19 protein-coding genes and 1 pseudogene are annotated in these 18,057 nt (G+C 62.6%); 12 read left to right on the forward strand and 8 right to left on the reverse strand.

Annotation, left to right across the window (positions count from 1 at the left end; genetic code table 11):
* Positions 1 to 27: 27 nt before the first annotated feature.
* The gene (hpnH, locus tag ACZ9HU_RS00395; protein ID WP_476101042.1) at positions 28 to 1,173 is read right to left on the reverse strand and encodes an adenosyl-hopene transferase HpnH; all 1,146 of its coding nucleotides are present in this window, start codon (positions 1,171 to 1,173) and stop codon (positions 28 to 30) included.
* Positions 1,174 to 1,196: 23 nt separating this feature from the next.
* On the reverse strand, positions 1,197 to 2,162 hold the full coding sequence (ispH, locus tag ACZ9HU_RS00400) for a 4-hydroxy-3-methylbut-2-enyl diphosphate reductase (protein ID WP_476101751.1): 966 nt from the start codon (positions 2,160 to 2,162) through the stop codon (positions 1,197 to 1,199).
* Positions 2,163 to 2,412: 250 nt separating this feature from the next.
* On the opposite strand from ispH, the gene ACZ9HU_RS00405 reads away from it, so the two are divergent.
* Positions 2,413 to 3,057, forward strand: coding sequence for an ABC transporter substrate-binding protein (locus tag ACZ9HU_RS00405; RefSeq protein ID WP_476101044.1), 645 nt, complete (start codon positions 2,413 to 2,415; stop codon positions 3,055 to 3,057).
* Between the two features lie 56 nt (positions 3,058 to 3,113).
* On the opposite strand, the gene ACZ9HU_RS00410 is transcribed toward ACZ9HU_RS00405, so the two are convergent.
* On the reverse strand, positions 3,114 to 3,557 hold the full coding sequence (locus ACZ9HU_RS00410) for a DUF2141 domain-containing protein (protein ID WP_476101046.1): 444 nt from the start codon (positions 3,555 to 3,557) through the stop codon (positions 3,114 to 3,116).
* Positions 3,554 to 5,497 (reverse strand): 1-deoxy-D-xylulose-5-phosphate synthase, encoded by a 1,944-nt coding sequence (gene dxs, locus ACZ9HU_RS00415; protein WP_476101048.1) that lies wholly within the window; start codon positions 5,495 to 5,497, stop codon positions 3,554 to 3,556. The genes ACZ9HU_RS00410 and dxs overlap by 4 nt, the downstream gene beginning before the upstream one ends.
* Between dxs and ACZ9HU_RS00420 the strand changes: the two genes are divergently transcribed.
* The 5 genes from ACZ9HU_RS00420 to ACZ9HU_RS00440 all read left to right on the forward strand — a co-directional run bounded on the left by ACZ9HU_RS00420 (position 5,496) and on the right by ACZ9HU_RS00440 (position 9,494).
* The gene (locus ACZ9HU_RS00420) at positions 5,496 to 5,849 is read left to right on the forward strand and encodes a hypothetical protein (protein ID WP_476101050.1); all 354 of its coding nucleotides are present in this window, start codon (positions 5,496 to 5,498) and stop codon (positions 5,847 to 5,849) included. The genes dxs and ACZ9HU_RS00420 overlap by 2 nt on opposite strands.
* Complete coding sequence (locus ACZ9HU_RS00425; RefSeq protein WP_476101753.1) at positions 5,785 to 7,818, forward strand: TonB-dependent receptor plug domain-containing protein; 2,034 nt, start codon at positions 5,785 to 5,787, stop codon at positions 7,816 to 7,818. Before ACZ9HU_RS00420 ends, ACZ9HU_RS00425 begins: the two co-directional genes overlap by 65 nt.
* Positions 7,819 to 7,859: 41 nt before the next feature.
* A complete protein-coding gene (locus ACZ9HU_RS00430) occupies positions 7,860 to 8,372 on the forward strand; it encodes a (2Fe-2S)-binding protein (RefSeq protein ID WP_476101052.1) in 513 nt (170 codons plus the stop codon).
* Positions 8,369 to 8,713: an arsenate reductase family protein gene (locus tag ACZ9HU_RS00435; RefSeq protein WP_476101053.1), complete on the forward strand. Its 345-nt coding sequence runs from the start codon at positions 8,369 to 8,371 to the stop codon at positions 8,711 to 8,713. The genes ACZ9HU_RS00430 and ACZ9HU_RS00435 overlap by 4 nt, the downstream gene beginning before the upstream one ends.
* A gap of 151 nt (positions 8,714 to 8,864) precedes the next feature.
* The gene (locus ACZ9HU_RS00440; protein WP_476101055.1) at positions 8,865 to 9,494 is read left to right on the forward strand and encodes a class I SAM-dependent methyltransferase; all 630 of its coding nucleotides are present in this window, start codon (positions 8,865 to 8,867) and stop codon (positions 9,492 to 9,494) included.
* 48 nt (positions 9,495 to 9,542) lie between these two features.
* Here ACZ9HU_RS00440 and ACZ9HU_RS00445 read toward each other — a convergent pair whose 3' ends face one another.
* Positions 9,543 to 10,358 (reverse strand): DUF7847 domain-containing protein, encoded by an 816-nt coding sequence (locus ACZ9HU_RS00445; protein WP_476101057.1) that lies wholly within the window; start codon positions 10,356 to 10,358, stop codon positions 9,543 to 9,545.
* Between the two features lie 75 nt (positions 10,359 to 10,433).
* Between ACZ9HU_RS00445 and lipB the strand changes: the two genes are divergently transcribed.
* The 3 genes from lipB to ACZ9HU_RS00460 are packed head-to-tail and all read left to right on the forward strand — an operon-like array spanning position 10,434 to position 12,353.
* On the forward strand, positions 10,434 to 11,159 hold the full coding sequence (gene lipB / locus ACZ9HU_RS00450; RefSeq protein ID WP_476101060.1) for a lipoyl(octanoyl) transferase LipB: 726 nt from the start codon (positions 10,434 to 10,436) through the stop codon (positions 11,157 to 11,159).
* Positions 11,156 to 11,407, forward strand: a complete 252-nt coding sequence (locus tag ACZ9HU_RS00455) for a hypothetical protein (RefSeq protein ID WP_476101062.1) — start codon at positions 11,156 to 11,158, stop codon at positions 11,405 to 11,407. Before lipB ends, ACZ9HU_RS00455 begins: the two co-directional genes overlap by 4 nt.
* Positions 11,408 to 11,462: 55 nt before the next feature.
* Positions 11,463 to 12,353: a DMT family transporter gene (locus ACZ9HU_RS00460; RefSeq protein ID WP_476101064.1), complete on the forward strand. Its 891-nt coding sequence runs from the start codon at positions 11,463 to 11,465 to the stop codon at positions 12,351 to 12,353.
* Here the strand turns inward: ACZ9HU_RS00460 and ACZ9HU_RS00465 are convergent.
* Positions 12,341 to 13,423, reverse strand: coding sequence for an alkene reductase (locus tag ACZ9HU_RS00465; protein WP_476101066.1), 1,083 nt, complete (start codon positions 13,421 to 13,423; stop codon positions 12,341 to 12,343). The genes ACZ9HU_RS00460 and ACZ9HU_RS00465 overlap by 13 nt on opposite strands.
* A gap of 231 nt (positions 13,424 to 13,654) precedes the next feature.
* Positions 13,655 to 15,436, reverse strand: a complete 1,782-nt coding sequence (locus tag ACZ9HU_RS00470) for a fatty acyl-AMP ligase (protein WP_476101068.1) — start codon at positions 15,434 to 15,436, stop codon at positions 13,655 to 13,657.
* A 121-nt stretch (positions 15,437 to 15,557) separates the two neighbouring features.
* Between ACZ9HU_RS00470 and ACZ9HU_RS00475 the strand changes: the two genes are divergently transcribed.
* The 3 genes and pseudogenes from ACZ9HU_RS00475 to ACZ9HU_RS00485 all read left to right on the forward strand — a co-directional run.
* Positions 15,558 to 16,148: a regulatory protein RecX gene (locus tag ACZ9HU_RS00475; RefSeq protein ID WP_476101070.1), complete on the forward strand. Its 591-nt coding sequence runs from the start codon at positions 15,558 to 15,560 to the stop codon at positions 16,146 to 16,148.
* A gap of 145 nt (positions 16,149 to 16,293) precedes the next feature.
* The gene (locus ACZ9HU_RS00480; protein ID WP_476101073.1) at positions 16,294 to 16,692 is read left to right on the forward strand and encodes an NADH:ubiquinone oxidoreductase subunit NDUFA12; all 399 of its coding nucleotides are present in this window, start codon (positions 16,294 to 16,296) and stop codon (positions 16,690 to 16,692) included.
* 41 nt (positions 16,693 to 16,733) lie between these two features.
* Positions 16,734 to 17,099: pseudogene (locus ACZ9HU_RS00485) on the forward strand (DUF2155 domain-containing protein); the annotation flags it as partial.
* Positions 17,100 to 17,134: 35 nt separating this feature from the next.
* Here ACZ9HU_RS00485 and aat read toward each other — a convergent pair.
* Positions 17,135 to 17,860 carry a leucyl/phenylalanyl-tRNA--protein transferase gene (gene aat, locus ACZ9HU_RS00490; protein ID WP_476101755.1) on the reverse strand — a complete coding sequence of 242 codons (726 nt, stop codon included), beginning with the start codon at positions 17,858 to 17,860 and terminating at the stop codon, positions 17,135 to 17,137.
* Positions 17,861 to 18,057 lie beyond the last annotated feature (197 nt).

The raw sequence follows: 18,057 nt of genomic DNA on the forward strand, positions 1-18,057 counted from the left end.
GGATTTTGGTCCCCGCCTTTTTCATTTTCAGGCCGCGCGAGTGGCGCGGGCATATCCTTCGGGATCGGCGATCTTGATCTTTTCCAATTCCGCCTCAACCTGCGTGGCGTGAACGTCCACGGCCTTGCGGGCGTTGGAAATGTCGATGTCGGGCGCCATTGGGCCATCGGTGCGGATGCCCTGCATGCCCACCTTGATGAATTCCCACGGACGCGTCAGCCCTTCCTTGGCCGCCGTGCCTTCAAAGCCGCAATGGACCATGCAGTTCGAGCATTTCTCGTATTTGCCGACGCCATATTGGTCCCAATCGGTGCCTTCCATCAGCTCGGCAAAGGTGTCGACATAGCCTTCGCCCACCAGATAGCAGGGCTTTTGCCAGCCAAACACCGTGCGCAGCGGCATCGACCAAGGCGTGCATTCATACGAACGGTTGCCCGCAAGAAAGTCGAGAAACAGCGGCGAGTTGGTGAACTTCCACGATTTCCCACCATTGCCCTTGCGCAGCAGGTCGCGGAACAGGTTCTTGGTCTTTTCGCGGTTCAGGAAGTGTTCCTGATCGGCGGCGCGTTCATAGGCATAGCCGGGCGAAATCGTCACTTCGACATCGAGCGAAGCCATCAGGTCAAGGAACTTGGCCAGCTGATCCGGCTTGGCATCGTTGAACACGGTGCAATTGACCTGAACGCGGAAACCCTTCGACTTGGCCAGTTGGATCGCTTCGAGAGCGACGTCATAGGTGCCTTCCTGATCGACGGCCTTGTCGTGCATGGCCTTGTCGCCGTCCAGATGGATCGACCAGGTGAAATAGGACGAGGGCTTGTAATCGTTGATCTTCTTTTTCAACAACAGCGCGTTGGTGCAAAGGATCACGAATTTCTTGCGCGCGATATAGCCTTCGACAATCTTGGGCATATCCCGGTGCAGCAGCGGTTCGCCGCCCGCGATCGACACGGCGGGCGCGCCCGATTCCTCGATCGCGGCCATACATTCTTCCACCGACAGGCGGCGGTTAAGGATCGCGTCGGGATAATCGATCTTGCCACAGCCCGGACAGGCCAGATTGCAGCGCAGCAGCGGCTCGAGCATCAGCACGAGCGGATATTTGCCGCCCTTGATCTGGCTGGAAATGGCGTGACCAGCAATGCGAAGGGCGGGGCCAAGGGGAAGGGACAAGGGGGCTTACTCCAAACAGGGCATTACGCGCGGGCGCGGGCGGCATCACCCGCCCGGCGCAGGGCCGCAGGCAGGCTGAACGACACGTTTTCGCGGGTGCCGTCAAGCTCTGAGACGGTTATTTTTCGCGTAAGGGCGATTGCGGCAATCACATCTTCGACCAGTTCCTCGGGCGCGCTGGCCCCGGCGGTGATGCCAAGGCGTTCCACCCCGTCCAGCCAGTCCATCGACACTTCGCTGCCATCGCCCACCAGCCATGCCGGTTTGCCCAGAGCCAGCGCCACATCGCGCAGCCGGTTCGAATTGCTGGAATTGGCCGCGCCGACAACGATCAGCGCATCGCATTCCTCGACCAGCGCGCGCACGGCATTCTGGCGGTTTTGCGTGGCGTAACAGATGTCGGATACGTCGGGCCCGGCCACATCGGAAAAACGTTCGTGCAGGGCGGCAATCACCCCGCGCGTATCGTCCACTGACAGGGTGGTCTGCGTCACATAGGCAATCGGCGCATCATCATCGAGCGGCAGGAACGCCACATCCTCTGGCGTTGCCACCAGATGGACCGGCGCGGGAATCTGACCCAGCGTGCCGACGACTTCGGGATGGCCTTCATGGCCGATCAGAACCACATGGCGTCCGTCGCGGGCAAATCGCCCGCCGTGCAAATGCACCTTGGTCACCAAGGGGCATGTCGCGTCATAAACCGGCAGGCTGCGGCTTTGCGCTTCCTGCTCGACGCTTTGCGGCACGCCATGGGCGGAAAACACGGTGACGGCGCCGGCGGGCACTTCATCGAGCTCTTCGACAAAAATAGCGCCCATGGCACGCAACCTGTTCACGACATGCGCGTTATGAACAATCTCATGGCGGACATAAACCGGCGCGCCATGCATTTCGAGAGCGCGTTCCACAATGCGAATCGCGCGGACAACCCCTGCGCAAAATCCGCGCGGCGATGCCAATTTGATGGAAAGAGGAGCTGCAAGCAGCAGAGCGGGGGAACTCTCAGTCGGCGTCAAACGGTTAACCCCTTTGTAACCTTGGATATCGCACCCTGTATCATAGGGTCATTGTAACCAATTCCGTTGACAGAGAAAAGCTTGCAGTAGCCTGAACCGGGGCTTCATTGCGCGCTCATCCCACTTGTTTTACGTATTGCTCATGCGCAAGGACGCGTCATGGCGCGCGGCACATGGGGCGTATATGGGAAAATGCCGATATATTCGGTCTGGAGTTGGCATGACGGTTGGATTGAACATGACGCGTAAATCGGGATTCGCATCGATCAAGGCGGCTTTGGCGCTGGGCGTTCTGGCGCCGGTTTCGGTTTTGGCGGTACCGGGCGTGGCTTTCGCACAGGCCGGTGATCCGGCGGCACAGACGGTTGAGGCTCTCAACGCAGGCCTGATCGCGACGATGAAGGCGGGCGGCGGTCAGGCCGGGCGCGCCCGCGTGATCGGTCCGGTTGTTGACCGTGCGTTTGATATTCCCGCCATGGCGCGCCTGTCGGTCGGCCCGCCCTGGACAACCTTTTCGCCGCTGGAACAGGCCAATGTGATTGCGGCCTTTCGCGCGATGACGGTGGCTCAATATGCCGCCAATTTCGACAGCTATTCGGGCCAGAAGATCACCATGGTCGGCGGCGTGGAGACGCGCGGCACGGACAAACTGGTGCGCACGCAATTGACCGGCGCGGGCACGAATGAATCGCTCAACTATCGCCTGCGGGAAAGCGGGGGCCAGTGGCGAGTGATCGACGTGTTCTATCGCAATGCGATCAGCCAGATCGCCACGCGCCGTTCCGATTTTGCCAGTGTGATTTCCAAGGGCGGCGCGGCCGCTCTGGTCGGTCACCTTAACCGATTGGCCGCCAATCCGAAGTAAGGGCGGCGGTATAGAGTGAATGGACCTCGGCATGCCCATCGGCGCGCCGGGGTTGTTCATTTCGGCCCCGACGGCCCCATGAAATAGCGCAGGGCAAAGTGGATCGTCTGGGGCTTTGCCTCATGCGTGATGACCGCGTCGCGCCATTTGGGCGGGCCGAACACGATCTTGGCATCGCGGGAAAAACCTACGCCTTCCTTGGGGATGCCGATGAAGTTCTGATCGACCTTCTTGTTGCCATTCTCGTCCTGAAACGCCTGTGCCGCCCATTCGCCGGGGGGCACATTGGCAAAGGTCACGCTGGTCGAACCCTTTTGCGACGGGGCCGAGCTTTCCAGCAGGCAGTCATCCTTCAGGAACGTCTTTTGCGGGCAGAGCGCAACATGCACCCGGCCCACATTGGACCGCACATTGTCCACGACCACCGTCAAAGGCGCGCCGTTGGCGGCAGGCTCCGCGGCCGCTGCCGCCAGCGTCAGAACTATCGCGGCAAGGCTCAAGCGCGAACCTCGCCCACGATGTCGGCGCCGATCACATCGGCATCGTTCCAGCGCAAAGCTTTCAGCACCGTTTCCACAATATGCGGCGCGTTGAGGCCCGCCGTATCGTATTGCTTGTCGGGCGCATCGTGGTCCTGAAACACATCGGGCAGACGCATCGTGCGGATTTTCAGCCCGCCATCGGTCAACCCTTCGTCGCTGGCCAACGTCAGCACATGCGAACCAAGGCCGCCGATGGCGCCTTCCTCGATGGTGACGACCACTTCATGCGTCTTGGCCAGACGGCGGATCAGTTCTTCGTCCAGCGGCTTGGCAAAGCGCAGGTCGGCAACGGTGGTGGGCAGGCCCTTGGCCTCCAGCACTTCAGCCGCCTTGACCGCCTCGGCCAAGCGCGTGCCGAGGCTGAGGATGGCGATCTTGCCTGCTCCGCCCCGCACGATACGCCCCTTGCCGATCTCCAGCTTTTGCGGAACCGCGGGCATTTCCACGCCCACGCCATTGCCGCGCGGATAGCGGAAGGCAATCGGCCCGCTGTCATGTTGGGCCGCCGTATAGGTCATATGGACCAGTTCGGCCTCATCAGCCGCCGCCATCACCACGAAATTGGGCAGCGAGGCCAGATAAGTGATGTCAAACGTGCCCGCATGGGTCGCGCCATCGGCGCCGACAAGGCCCGCGCGGTCAATCGCGAAACGCACCGGCAAATTCTGAATCGCCACGTCATGCACGACCTGATCATAGGCGCGTTGCAGGAAGGTGGAGTAAATCGCACAGAACGGACGCATCCCCTGTGCGGCAAGACCTGCGGCAAAGGTCACGGCATGCTGTTCGGCAATGCCGACGTCAAAGCTGCGGTCCGGGTGCGCCTTGGCGAATTTGTCGACGCCGGTGCCCGACGGCATGGCGGCGGTGATCGCCACAATCTTGTCATCGGTATCAGCGATTTTGGCCAGCGTTTCGCCAAAGACGTTCTGATAGGCGGGGGCCTTGGCCGGGGCCTTGACCTGTTCGCCGGTGATGACGTTGAATTTCTGGACGCCGTGATATTTGTCCGCCGCCGCTTCGGCCGGGCCATAGCCCTTGCCCTTTTGCGTGACGACATGGATCAGGCACGGGCCGGCGGCGGCATCGCGGACATTTTCCAGAACCGGGATCAACTGTTCCAGATTGTGTCCGTCAATCGGGCCGACATAATAAAAGCCCAATTCCTCGAACAGCGTCCCGCCCATGACCATGCCGCGGGCGAATTCGTCGGTCTTGCTGGCCGCGCGCGAGAGCGGGGCGGGCAGGTGGCGCGAAACCTTCTTGGCAATTTCGCGCAGTTCAAGGAACGGACGCGAGGACACCAGACGCGCCAAATAGGCCGAAAGCCCGCCGACGGGCGGCGCGATCGACATATCATTGTCGTTCAGGATTACGACCAGACGGTTGCCTGCGGCCTGCGCGTTGTTCATCGCCTCATAGGCCATGCCCGCGCTCATCGAACCATCGCCGATGACGGCAATCGCCTTGCCGGGCTGATCGGACATCTTGTTGGCCATGGCAAAGCCGATGGCGGCTGAAATCGAGGTGCTGGAATGGGCCGCGCCAAAGGGGTCGTATTCGGATTCGCTGCGCTTGGTAAAGCCCGACAGGCCGCCCGGTTGGCGCAAAGTGCGGATGCGGTCGCGGCGACCGGTGACAATCTTGTGCGGATAGGCCTGATGGCCCACGTCCCAGATCACCTTGTCACGCGGCGTGTCGAACACGTAATGCAGCGCCACGGTCAATTCGACCACGCCCAGACCTGATCCCAGATGGCCACCGGTCTGGCCAACGGTATGGATCATTTCCTGGCGCACGTCATCGGCCAGTTGGCGCAATTCACCCATGGACAGGCCACGCATATCCGCGGGCACCTTCACTCGATCGAGGATCGGCGTCTTCAGTTCAGCTTCCATGCCCCAGCCTTACACAGGTTCAAGCGCCCTGTCGATTGACCGCATCGCATTTGCGGCGGGCGATTGTTGCAAGTGGGATATGGGAAACACAGGTACAGGAAAAAATGCGTCTGTCCCCTTGATGCACTTGTTTTTCCTGTTTTGGTCAAGGACATGGCGGATAAAGGTGCCTCATCCCTTCGGCCAGCTATGCAATGGGGGCATTGTGCCGTTAGGCATTGGGCAAAAGCACAAGAATATTCGTAAGGGGATCGAGGATGAAAATGCGCGCGCCGGTATCGCGAGCCATGTTGTTGGCCAAAGCCGCCCTGATACCGGCACTTTTGCTGCCATCGGTGGCGCAGGCTTCTGATGAAGAAGCCAATTCGCCTATTATCGTGACCGGAACCGGTTTGGGCGCCGCCCCTGCTGTGCCCGCCTATTCCTCGCGAGAGATCGACCGGGAAACGATCACATCCTCGGCGTCGGGGCGGATCGAGGATGTTTTGGCCAATGTGGCGGGTTTTCAACAGTTTCGTCGCAGCGACAGCCGTTATTCCAATCCTTCGGCACAGGGCGTGACGCTGCGCGCGCTGGGCGGCAATGCGGCGGCGCGGACCCAGGTGTTGCTCGACGGTGTGCCGATGGCCGATCCGATGTTCGGGTCGGTGCCGTGGAATGCGATCACGCCTGAACGTCTGGGTTCGATCCGGGTGACGCGGGGCGGCGGTTCGGGGGCTTTCGGTTCGGGCGCGGTGGCCGGGACCATCGAACTCAACAGCGCGGGCCGCGACGCGATGGGCCTGTTTTCGGGCGAGGCTTTGGCCAATGATCGCGGTGAAACGACGGTGTCGGGCGCGTTGGCCCCGAAACTGGGCGCGGGTTTTGCACAGGTTTATGGCCGGTGGGATCGGGGCGACGGTTTCTGGACCACGCCGGAAAGCCAGCGCGCGGGCGCCAGCGTCAAATCGCGCTACGACAGCTGGTCCGTGGGCGCGCGCGGCGTGGCGCCGATTGCCAATAATGTCGAGCTTCAGGCCCGCGTGATGGCCTTTGACGATCACCGCACCCTGCGCTTTGCCGGCGCGGTCAGCCATAGCAGCGGCGAGGATTTCTCTCTGCGTCTGGTGGGCCGGGGCAAGTGGCAGTTTGATGCGCTGGCCTATATTCAGGATCGTGGTTTTTCCAATGTGACCGTGTCGGCCACCACCTTCCGCCCCAGTCTGGATCAACGCCGCACCCCGGCCACCGGCCTTGGCGCCAAGGTGGAAATCCGCCCGCCGGTCGGGCCGGACCACCTGCTGCGCATCGGCAGCGATTGGCGCAGCGCCAAGGGTGATTTGAATGAAATCGCCTATAACGCGGCCACGGGGGCGGTCACGGCCTATCGCTGGGCGGGCGGGCGCAATGATGATCTGGGATTCTATGCCGAGGATGACTGGAAACTGGGGCCGCTGACGCTGACCGGCGGGGTGCGTGCGGACCGATGGAGCGTGAATGCGGGCTATTTCCGTCAGGCCAATGCGACCGGCACCATCACCATCAACAACGCCTATGCCCCGCGCAGCGATTGGGCGGTGACCGGGCGCGGCGGGGCTTTGCTCAAGGTCGCGCCGGGGCTGGAACTGCGCGGATCGGCCTATACCGGCCTGCGTCAGCCCACGATCAACGAACTCTATCGCAGCTTTACACTGGTGGCTTCGGGCGTGTCGACCGTGACCAATGCCAATGCGGCGCTGGGCAATGAAATGATGGAAGGCTATGAGGCGGGCGTCGATTTCACGCCCGTTCCGGCGCTGAAACTATCGGCGACCGCCTTTTACAACCGCGTGGCCCATGCCATCGCCAATGTCACCACGGCCCAGACCGCCACGACGATCACCCGCGTGCGCCAGAATGTCGATGCGATCCGCGCGCGGGGGCTTGAATTTGCCGCTGCCCTCGATCTGGGGCGGATCAGCCTGGATGGCAGCCTAGCCCTGACCGATGCGGTGGTGCGGGCCAGCGGGGCGCAGGCGGGCCTGAATGGTATGCGCCCCGCGCAAACCCCCAAGATCGCCGCCAGCGCGACCGTGACATGGAAACCGCGCGACGGGTGGCAGGGGGCCTTGGTCCTGCGCCATTTCGGGTCGCAATATGAGGATGACCTGCAAACCTATCTGATGCCATCGGCCACCACCATCGGCGCTTTTGTTCAGGCCCCCTTGGGTCGCGGCGTCAGCTTTGTCCTGCGCGGGGAAAATCTGGCCAATGTCACCGTCATCACCCGCAATCAGGCGGGCAGCATGGATATTGGCGCGCCGCGCACCGTCTGGGCGGGCCTGCGTTTCGGGCTGAAGTAATTGGGTTGAAGTAAGGCGGGATGGCGGGCATGGGAGGTTCCATGTCCGCCTTCACCCTTAATGGCCATCCGGTCGATCTGCGCATGGATGTTCAGACGCCCTTGCTCTGGGCCTTGCGTTGCGGGGCCAATCTGACGGGGGCGAAATATGGCTGCGGGACCGGCGAATGCGGGGCCTGTATGGTCATGGTCGATGGTCAGGCCTTGCCCTCATGCCAGATGACCTTGGCGCAGGCCGAGGGGCGCGCCATCACCACGATTGAGGGCCTCGGCCGCGACCGATCCCATGCGGTGCAACAGGCGCTGGTGGCCGAAGGCGCGATCCAATGCGGTTTCTGTACGCCCGGTATCGTGATGGCGGGGGCGGCGCTTCTGGCCGCCAATGCCGACCCCAGCGCCGATGACATTGCCAAGGCGATGACCAACCTGTGCCGTTGCGGCATCTATCCCCGGCTGGTCCGCGCGATCCAGCGCGCCGGGCGGGTGATGCGGGGCATGGAAACCATCGCCGCGGTGCCTCCTCCGGGCGGCGCGCAACAAAGGAAGAACCCATGAAAGCCACGATCTGGCACAATCCGGCCTGCGGCACATCGCGCAAAACATTGGCGATCCTGATGGAAACGCCCGGTGTCGATGTCACCGTGGTTGAATATCTCAAAACCCCGCCCGGCGCCGCCAAGCTGGCCCAGCTCTATCGCGACGCGGGCATGACGCCGCAACAGGGCCTGCGCCTGCGCGGGACGGACGCGGTGGAACGAGGCTTGCCCGATGCCGAGGACGCCGCCGTTCTGGCCGCGATGGAGGCCGAACCCAAGTTGATCGAGCGGCCTTTGGTCGAAACCGACAAGGGTGTCCGCCTATGCCGCCCACAGGATCTGGTCCATCAGATCCTTTGAACCGCATCCGTGAACGCGCCGTGACGGTGGATTACTGTCCCGTCCCGACGCAGTTTGCGGCAAATCTTGCGCAAGGCGGCTTGCCAAGCGCTTGCACTTTTGCAAACCATCCATCAGACGCGGATGTCTAGGGTAGGGATTTGACACGAGCATGACAACCGAAATGGCCGGACAGGCGCCGCTTGCCAAAGTGAAAAGCAGGCTGAAGCGAGCCTTGGGGCCGTGGGGAGTTTTCTTCGAAGGCTTTCTGAAAAATCCGGTGATGGTCGGCTCGATCGTGCCTTCCTCGCGATTTACCATCAATCGCGTTCTGTCCGCGGTCGATTGGGACAATACCAAGCTTTTCGTGGAATATGGTCCGGGCGTGGGCACTTTTTGCCAGCCAGTTCTGGATCGCCTGCGCCGTGACGGCACGTTGCTGGTGATCGACCTCAACCCCGATTTCATCGAATATTTGCAGCACACGATCACCGACAGCCGCTTTGTCGCGGTTCACGGTTCGGCCGCCGATGTCGAGGAAATCGTGCGCGCCCATGGCCATGAAAAGGCCGATTATGTGATTTCGGGCCTGCCCTTTTCGACTCTGCCGCCCGGCGTCGGTCCGGCGATTGCCAGCGCGACCTATCGCGTGCTGCGCAAGGGCGGGGCTTTCCTTGTTTATCAGTTTACCCCGCGCGCGGGCGATTTCATGGCCCAGTTCTTCAATCGCATCGACAAGGGGCTGGAATGGATCAACGTCCCGCCCTGTTTCCTGTTCTGGGGCTGGAAGGACGAGGATTGATCCGGCGCTGATGCGGGCGCGAGGGGCGTGCCCCTCGCATCCTCACGATTATTCAAACGTCGCGCGAATATCCTCAACCGTAGGCCCGGCCAATTGGCGGTGGATCGCCGCCATCAGCGCCGCAATGTAAAGCGTGAATATCGCGGCCAGCAGCGATGAAACGATGGCCGAAACAATTCGGCTGGTATCCGGCCCGCCCGCCAAAGCGCCAATCGAACCGCCGATGGAAACCGCCGCCAGGCTGATCACCAGCACGACCACGCCCACCAGAACGGCAAAACCGATCAGGCGCCAGAAATTGCCCCGCGTGATCGCCCATGACCGTTGCAGCGCCTTGATCGGATTATAGACCCGTTCGACCGCCACCACCGGCGCGACCAGCGACATGCGGACATAGGCGCCCAGCGCCAGCACCCCGACGATCACCATGCCCAGCGCGGCCACTGCGGGCTGATTCGCCAGCCCCAGCACGCCGACCAAACCGCCGCCCAGCACCACCACCGCCATCGCCAGCAGCAATTGCGCGCCAATATAGGGAAACACGCCCTTGGCCCCCAGCGAGAGCGCTTGGCCCACGGTGGGGCGGGTGCGGTCGGTGAACAGGGTCAATATGCCCAGAATGCCCGCCGCCTGAACCACCAGCATGGGGATCATGAAGGGCATGGCTTTGCTGTAGAATTCCTCGATTGCCTGCATCGATTGGGCGGGCGACATGCCCTGTGCGGCGGGCGGATCGGGCATCAACAGGGTAAAGGCCAGACGGGGCAGCAGAAAGAACACCCCCGCCATCGCCAGCAGAACATCCCGATTGGCCCGAATCGCCGCATGGGCCGTCCGCCAGGCCAGATTGCTGTCAAAACGCATGGGGTACTCCTCTTGCGCCGAATGCGGCGCATCTGCCCCCTTGATAAGCGGAGCGGATTGCCCCACGCAAGAATCATGGTCATGCAAGATGCAATCAAAGCCGAGATTTCGCTGGATAATGGCGTTGCCGTGCGCCGTGATTACGCCCAGGTGTCCTATCGCGATGCTCTGGAGTTTCAGACCGCGCGCAATAGCGCCATTTATGAAGGGCTTGCGCCGGACCTGATCTGGCTGCTCGAACATCCCCCGGTCTATACCGCGGGCACCAGCGCGCAGCAGGCCGACATGCTGGACCCCCGGTTCGAAGTGGTCGAGGCGGGGCGCGGCGGCAAATATACCTATCACGGGCCGGGACAGCGGATCGGCTATGTCCTGATCGACCTGAAACAGAGGGCGCGTGATGTGCGCGGCTTTGTCCATGCGTTGGAAGGATGGGTGATCGACACATTGTCCGATTTCGGCGTAGAAAGCTGGCGCAGCGATGCGGGCGTGGGCATCTGGACCCGCGACATTGACGGGACCGAGGCCAAGATCGGCGCCATTGGCGTGCGCATTCGCCGCTGGGTGACGATGCATGGGTTTTCGGTCAATCTGAACCCGGATCTGTCGCATTTCACCGGCATCGTTCCTTGCGGCATTGCGGAAAAGGGCGTGACCTCGCTGGAACGTCTGGGCATTTCGGTGACGGCACAGCAATGGGATGACGCATTGCTGGCACGGGCCGGACAATTTCTGGCCAAGCTGGAGCAGGCATGCCCGGTTGAGGCCGCACCCACCAAGCCCGAAGGGGAACAGGCATGAAGCGCGCCGTTACGATCCTTGCCCTCACGCTGGCGCTTGGCGGATGTTGGGGCAAGAAGGCCAACAAAGCCGAGGATCAGCGCACCGCGACGGGCCAGATCCTGCCCGGATCGACCAGCGATGCGATGATTGCCTATGACGCGCTGACCTCGCGCGCGCCCTTGGCCCCGCGCGCCGCGCCGGTGCAGGCCAGCAGCGCCGCGCCCGAAACCCCCGCCGCAGACGATGCGAGCAGCGCCGAGGAATAAGCCCTACGCCGAATACCGGGGCGCATCGCGCCGCGTTCTGCGCTAGGCCATGTCTATGAACACGCAAACTTCATGGCAATGGCGGCACCTCCTTGCGCTGGTGGGTGGCAATCTCATTCTTGCACTGGGGCCGTGGAGCGTACGTCTGGCCGATACCGGGCCGGTGTCGGCGGGGTTTTGGCGTCTGGCGCTGGCGGTGCCGGTGCTGGCCATTCTGGCGCCCGCGACGGGGCAAAGTCTGGTGCTCAACCGCAAGGCCTTGCTGGCCATGCTGGGGGCGGGGGCCTTTTTCGGGCTGGATCTGGCCAGTTGGCATCTGGGGATCGAGCGCACGAAAATGGCCAATGCCACGTTGTTCGGCAATTCGGGCAGTTTGATCCTGATGGTGTGGGGTGTGATCGCGATGAACCGGCGCCCGTTTCGCGGCGAATGGGTGGCGATGGGGGCGGCTCTGGCCGGGGCGGTTTTGTTGATGGGGCGCAGTCTGGAACTGGGGTCGCGCACCTTGGCGGGCGATTTGTTCAGCGTCGCGGCGGGGCTGTTCTACGTCGCCTATCTGCTGCTTTTGCAACATGCGCGGGCCAGTCTGGGCAATTGGTCGCTGCTGTTCTGGGCCTCTCTGGCGGGGCTGCCGGTGATCCTGCCCTGCGCTCTGGCCATGGGTGAGCCTTTCTGGCCCGGCACGCATGGGGGGCATTGGTGGCCTCTGATCGTGCTGGCCATGGGCAGTCAGGTCGTGGGGCAGGGTTTGCTGGTCTATGCCCTGCGCCATTTCAGCCCGATCATGATCGGCATGGCGCTGCTGACCCAGCCCGCCGTCGCTGTTGCGGCGGGCTGGGCGGCATTTGGCGAGACGCTGACCATATGGGACGGAGTGGGTATCCTCTTGGTCAGCGCCGCGCTCGTGCTGGCCAGGCTTGGAGCCGCCAGCGATCAGGCCGAATAGGGCGGAAAGCTGGTATAGCCTTCTGCGCTATTCCCGTACCATGCCGAAGGATCGCCTCCTTCGGTCCATGGGTGCCCATGGGCGATACGGTCGACCAGATCCGGATTGGTAATGAATGGCCGCCCGAAAGAGATGGCGTCCGCCTCGCCCTTTTCAAGAGCCTGCGCGCCGCTTTCCAGCGTATAATCAGCATTATCGACGATGGGGCCGGAAAAGATCGTCTTCAAATGCGCGGCGCGGCGCGGACCGATGCCCGACCCGAATGTTCCATTGGGCAGCGGGTCACGCATTTCAAGAAAACCGATCTTGAGATCGTCCAGCACCTTGGCCGCATGGTCGAACAGGGCATAGGTGTCGCTGTCCTCGACGCCCTGAATGCCGTCATTGGGCGAAAGACGGACCGAGACGCGCCCGGCGCCCCAGACGCGGATCAGCGCCTCTGTCACTTCTTTCAGCAAACGAGTGCGGTTTTCGATTGAGCCGCCGTAATCGTCAGTGCGCTGGTTCGTGCCATCGCGCAGGAACTGGTCGATCAGATAGCCATTGGCGGCGTGAAGCTGGACGCCATCGAAACCGGCTTCCTTGGCCAGGCGCGCGGCATTTTCATAATCGGCGATCAGACGGGGGATCTCATGCGTTTCCAGCGCGCGCGCCTGCACATAGGGCTGCTTGCCCTGATAGGTATGGGCCTCGCCCGGCGCGGTGGTGGCGCTGGCCGATACGGGTTGGATGCCGTGGAGCTGCGGGTGCGACACGCGACCCATGTGCCAGAGTTGCAGGACGATACGCCCGCCCGCATCATGGACGGCCTGCGTCACCTGTTTCCAGCTTTGCGCCTGTGCCTGATTCCAGATGCCGGGGGCATTGGGCCAACCGCGCCCTTCGGGGCTGATGGCGGTGGCTTCGGAAATGATCAGGCCCGCGCCGGCGCGCTGGGCGTAATATTCCGCGATCAGAGGATTGGCCAAACCTTCGCGGTCCGATCGGCCACGGGTCAGCGGGGCCATCAGGATGCGATTGGGGGCGGCGATGTCGCCAAGGGCGATGGGGGAAAGCAGGGGGTTTGTCATGCGGCTGATGTTGTGGCGCGGCATGACAATTTCCAGTGCAAGCAGTTCTTTTGCAGACCCAAGAATCATTTGCGGGGCGCATTGTCTGAAAATCCGCCAAAAGAGGCGGATTTTGTCCGGCACCGGCCCACTCCCCCGGCCCTGCCACCCATTAAGTGTACCCTGTGGGTGGCAGGGCCGGGGGAGTGGGCCGGTGCCGGGGCGTGACACGGATGTGTCACGCCAACAGCATTACGCGGCCAGATCAAACGGCGCGATTTCGCCCGACAGGTACAGCTTCTTGGCCTTGGCGCGCGAAAGCTTGCCCGAGGACGTGCGCGGCAGGGTGCGCGGCGGCACCAGTTCGACAATTGCCGGATGGCCCAGAATCGCGCGCACCTTTTCGGCCACGGCATTCTTCAGCTTCAGGCGTTCCGCCGGGTCGGACACGCGGCAATGGACCAGAACAGCGGCGGTTTCCTCGCCCGTGTCGGTTTCAAGGCTGAAAGCGGCAATGTCGCCCTGATGGAAACCGGGCAATTGTTCCACCGCCCATTCGATATCCTGGGGCCAGTGGTTCTTGCCGTTGATGATGATCATGTCCTTGGCACGGCCCACGATGAACAGATAGCCCTCGGCGTTCTGATAACCCATGTCGCCCGTGTCCAGCCAGCCATCGACAAGGCAGGCCGCCGTCGCTTCGGGATCGCGGAAATAGGAGTGCATGACCGACGGCCCCTTGCACCAAACTTTGCCGATTTGATGATGGGGCAGAACGCGGCCCGAACCGTCACGGACCTCGATGGCCATATCCAGCACCGGCTTGCCGCAATTGACGATGGCGCGATAACGGGCCGGGCGCGACAGATCGCGCGGCTGGCCCGACAGGCGTTCTTCCTCGACCAGCTCGACGCGGATGCCTTCGCCCGGCGGCATGATCGTCACCGACAGCGTGGCTTCGGCAAGGCCATACGAAGGCAGGAAGGCGCTGGCCTTGAACCCGGCGGGGGCAAAGGCGTTGACAAAGCTTTGCATCACATCGGGGCGGATCATGTCCGCGCCATTGCCCGCAAGGCGCCAGCGCGACAGGTCGAAACGCTGCGCCACATTGGTCTGGCTGGAAATGCGGCGGGCGCAGATGTCATAGCCAAATGTGGGCGAATAGCTGACCGAATTGCCCGGATTGCGCGAGATCATGTCCAGCCATGCCAGGGGGCGGCGGGCAAAATCTTCGGTTTTGAGGTAATCGGTCGAAACCTGATTGGCGATGACCGACAGGAAGCAGCCCACCAGACCCATGTCGTGATACCACGGCAGCCACGAAACGCAGCGGTCATTGGGGTGGGTGGAAAATTCCATGGCCACGCCATGACCGCGCAGATTGTTCAGCAGCGAAGCATGGGTGACCGCGACGCCGTGGGGAAAACGGGTCGAACCAGAGGAATATTGCAGATAACAGATGTCATCGCCCGACGCCTGCGGCAATTCGACCGGCACCACAGCATCGGCGGCCAGAACGTCCCAGCTCAACCCCTCGCACGCACCGCCCTTGGCATTATGCGCCTGTGCGGCGGCAAGGCCCATATGGGCGATTTCGGGTGGATAGAAGAAATAGAGCGGATCGCTGCTGGCCAATTGGACGGCCAATTGCTCGATATAATTGTCCTTGCCGCCAAAGCTGGTGGGCAGGGGCAGCGGCACCGGCCATGCGCCGGCATAGATGACGCCGCAGAACAATGCGGCAAATTCAGCCCCCGTTTCGGCCACCAGAGCAATGCGGTCGCCCTTTTTGACGCCGCGCGCGATCAGGCGCTGGGCCATGGCGATGGCGTCTTCGCGCAATTCGCGGAACGGATAGGGGCGGATCAGATTGCCGCGCGGATCATGAAAGTTCAGCCCACGGGTGCCCTGCGCCGCATAATCAAGCGCTTCGCCAAAAGTGCCGAAATCGGCAAGGCGGCGCGGCAGATCGCAAGTGTTGGGCGTGGGGATCGGGGCGGCAATGGTCGCTTCGATCACGGCGGCGTCGGTCATGGTCTTATCCGTCTAGGGCTACGCCCCGGTAAAAGGGCATCAGAAACTGGCCCGCAAGTCGGGTGACGCGGGGGGTCCCCTTTGGGGCCGGACTGTGGCACGAATATGGCCGATGGATGAGATGGAACGCCCCAATCGCCGCAAACCGGCCCCCAAACCGCTCGATTCGGCGCGGATGGAGGAGATGGCGCTGGCCTATGTCGCCAAATTCGCCACCAGCGCGGGGCGACTGGGGGATTACCTGAAACGCAAATTGCGCGAACGCGGGTGGGCGGGCGAGGATCCGGCAGAGGCGCGAATCGAGGCGATCATCGCCCGTTTCGTCGATCTGGGCTATATTCAGGACGAAGCCTATGCCCGGATGAAGGCGGGCAGCCTGTTGCGCCGTGGCCTGGGCGGGCGACGCATTGCGCAGGCTTTGGGGCAGGCGGGAATTGATGAGGATATACGCACCGAAGTCATGCCGGGCGAATTTGCCGCGCGTGAGGCCGCTTTGGCCTATGCAAGACGGCGCGGGCTGGGGCCTTTTGCCCGCCGCGCGCCCTCGGACGATCCGGCCGAGCGCCGCGCGCGGCGGGAAAAGGAAATCGCCGCGATGATGCGTGCGGGCCATGGCATGGGCGCGGCGCGGGCCATTCTGGAATCGGGCGATATGGACGGGGCGCAAAGCTGGGTCGATGAAGCGCGCCCGGATGATGGCGACGAAGTGTAGGCCCTGCGCAAAATCGCGGTGGCAAAGCGGATTTGGGTTGCGCCCTTTGCTCTTGCGTTGCCCTATTGCCTTGGGCTAGGCGCAAACCTGTCCTTCGCTTGGCGGATTCTGTCCGCGGGCAGACCTGAATAGGGAAACTTGCGCAATGCTCTTCACCTGGTGGAACGGCTCCACTTTCGGCACCTGGCTCAACACCAAGTTTGGCGGCGAACAGGTTGGCACCGATTTTCAGGGTAACAAATATTACCGCTCGAAGAAGGTTGTGCCCGCCGGCACCAACAGCCCCTTTGCGGGCATGGAACGCCGCTGGGTGATCTATAACGGCGCCAATGATTCCAGCCGCGTTCCGGCCGAATGGCATGGCTGGCTGCACCATTCCTATGACGCCGTGCCGCAGAGCCATCTGCCGCCCGCCCGCATCTGGGAAACGGAATATACGCCCAACGCCACCGGCACGGCCAAGGCCCACCAGCCGCACCCCGAACTGCGCGGTGCGGGCAAGGCGAAGGCGGCTGGCTATGAAGCCTGGACGCCTGAAGGCTGATTGAAATCATGCGCCGGACTTTGTTGGTTGCTGGCGCATGCATGGCGCTTTCGGCTTGTGGCGGATCGTCCGAGCCGGAGGCGCAGGCCACCGACGTGCCCAAGGCCGTTGCCGGCAACAGCGCGGCGCAGGCCGTCGAAAACCAGTTCGGCACCCCGGTCAAGGATCGCGTGGCGACGCTGGGCCTGCTCAACAAGCGGAACAATGAGCAGCAGGATATCGTCCTGAAAGTGGGCGAGGCCAAGCGCGTGGGCAATGTGGTGGTGAAACTCTCCACCTGTGAAAAGACCCAGCCTTGGGAACGCCCGCAGGAAACCGGCGCCTTTGTTCAGGTCTTTGTCGAACAGCGCGCACAGGTGTCCGAACCCTTGCGCTGGCAAAAGGTGTTTTCGGGCTGGCTATTCCGCAATTCGCCCGGTTTGAACGTGGTGCAACACCCGGTCTATGACGTCTGGGTCAAGGATTGCGCGATGAACTTCCCCGGCGAGGAAGAGAATCCGGCCGATTTCGCCGCGCCCAAGAGCGCGCCAAAGGCATCGGGCAGCGAAAGCGCGCCGCCTGCGGCCGAGCCGACGCCCGCTCCGGTCGAACCCGCCATTCCTGATTGAGGGCGCAGATCGCGGATCCCCGGTTCCTTGGGCCGCATCGCATCGCGCAGCAGCGCCAGATAACGCTTTTGCGGGATCTCCACCGCGCCCAGTGAGGCAAGGTGGCTGGTTATGAACTGGCAATCGAGCAATTCGGCCCCGCCAAGGCGCATCGCCGACACCAGCCATGCCAGCGCCACTTTGGATGCGTCGGGCACGCGGCTGAACATGCTTTCGCCGCAAAATACCCGTTCAAAGCCAACGCCGTAAAGTCCGCCCACCAGCGCGCCATCGATCCAGCACTCGATCGAATGGGCATGTCCCAGCCGGTGCAATTCGCGATAGGAGGCCGCGATTCGCGCGCTGATCCATGTTTCGCCGCCATCATCCGATTCGGCGCGGCGCGGCGCGGCGCATGCCTCCAGCACGTCGCCAAAGGCCGCGTTGCAGGTGACGGTAAACCGCCCCCGCCGCAATGTCCGCGCCAAAGAATGCGAGACGCGAAACCCGCCCAGCGGCAGAATCCCCCTTCGCTTGGGCTCTACCCAGAAAATTTCCGGGTCATCACGCGAATCCGCCATGGGAAACACCCCGCCGCGATAGGCAAGCAGCAGCAGGGCCGGATCAATAAGGTCAAGATTTTGCGTGGTCACATGAACAGTCTAGCATCCTGTTCATCTTGGCGGAAAGAGGGAGAAATTGCGCAATCCCCGGCGTTGGTCGGACACCATGGAAAAAATCGAACATCATCATGCATTGACCGCTTGCCAAAGGCGTC

This window comes from Novosphingobium sp. Sphag1I, from assembly GCF_056279125.1.

Coding starts and splice junctions, on each gene's coding strand:
- ACZ9HU_RS00405 (WP_476101044.1), top strand. CDS start 2,413: ATGACGGTTGGATTGAACATGACGCGTAAATCGGGATTCGCATCGATC.
- ACZ9HU_RS00420 (WP_476101050.1), top strand. CDS start 5,496: ATGCCCCAGCCTTACACAGGTTCAAGCGCCCTGTCGATTGACCGCATC.
- dxs (WP_476101048.1), bottom strand. CDS start 5,497: ATGGAAGCTGAACTGAAGACGCCGATCCTCGATCGAGTGAAGGTGCCC.
- ACZ9HU_RS00425 (WP_476101753.1), top strand. CDS start 5,785: ATGTTGTTGGCCAAAGCCGCCCTGATACCGGCACTTTTGCTGCCATCG.
- ACZ9HU_RS00430 (WP_476101052.1), top strand. CDS start 7,860: ATGTCCGCCTTCACCCTTAATGGCCATCCGGTCGATCTGCGCATGGAT.
- ACZ9HU_RS00435 (WP_476101053.1), top strand. CDS start 8,369: ATGAAAGCCACGATCTGGCACAATCCGGCCTGCGGCACATCGCGCAAA.
- ACZ9HU_RS00440 (WP_476101055.1), top strand. CDS start 8,865: ATGACAACCGAAATGGCCGGACAGGCGCCGCTTGCCAAAGTGAAAAGC.
- ACZ9HU_RS00445 (WP_476101057.1), bottom strand. CDS start 10,358: ATGCGTTTTGACAGCAATCTGGCCTGGCGGACGGCCCATGCGGCGATT.
- lipB (WP_476101060.1), top strand. CDS start 10,434: ATGGTCATGCAAGATGCAATCAAAGCCGAGATTTCGCTGGATAATGGC.
- ACZ9HU_RS00455 (WP_476101062.1), top strand. CDS start 11,156: ATGAAGCGCGCCGTTACGATCCTTGCCCTCACGCTGGCGCTTGGCGGA.
- ACZ9HU_RS00460 (WP_476101064.1), top strand. CDS start 11,463: ATGAACACGCAAACTTCATGGCAATGGCGGCACCTCCTTGCGCTGGTG.
- ACZ9HU_RS00465 (WP_476101066.1), bottom strand. CDS start 13,423: ATGACAAACCCCCTGCTTTCCCCCATCGCCCTTGGCGACATCGCCGCC.
- ACZ9HU_RS00470 (WP_476101068.1), bottom strand. CDS start 15,436: ATGACCGACGCCGCCGTGATCGAAGCGACCATTGCCGCCCCGATCCCC.
- ACZ9HU_RS00475 (WP_476101070.1), top strand. CDS start 15,558: ATGGAACGCCCCAATCGCCGCAAACCGGCCCCCAAACCGCTCGATTCG.
- ACZ9HU_RS00480 (WP_476101073.1), top strand. CDS start 16,294: ATGCTCTTCACCTGGTGGAACGGCTCCACTTTCGGCACCTGGCTCAAC.
- aat (WP_476101755.1), bottom strand. CDS start 17,860: ATGGCGGATTCGCGTGATGACCCGGAAATTTTCTGGGTAGAGCCCAAG.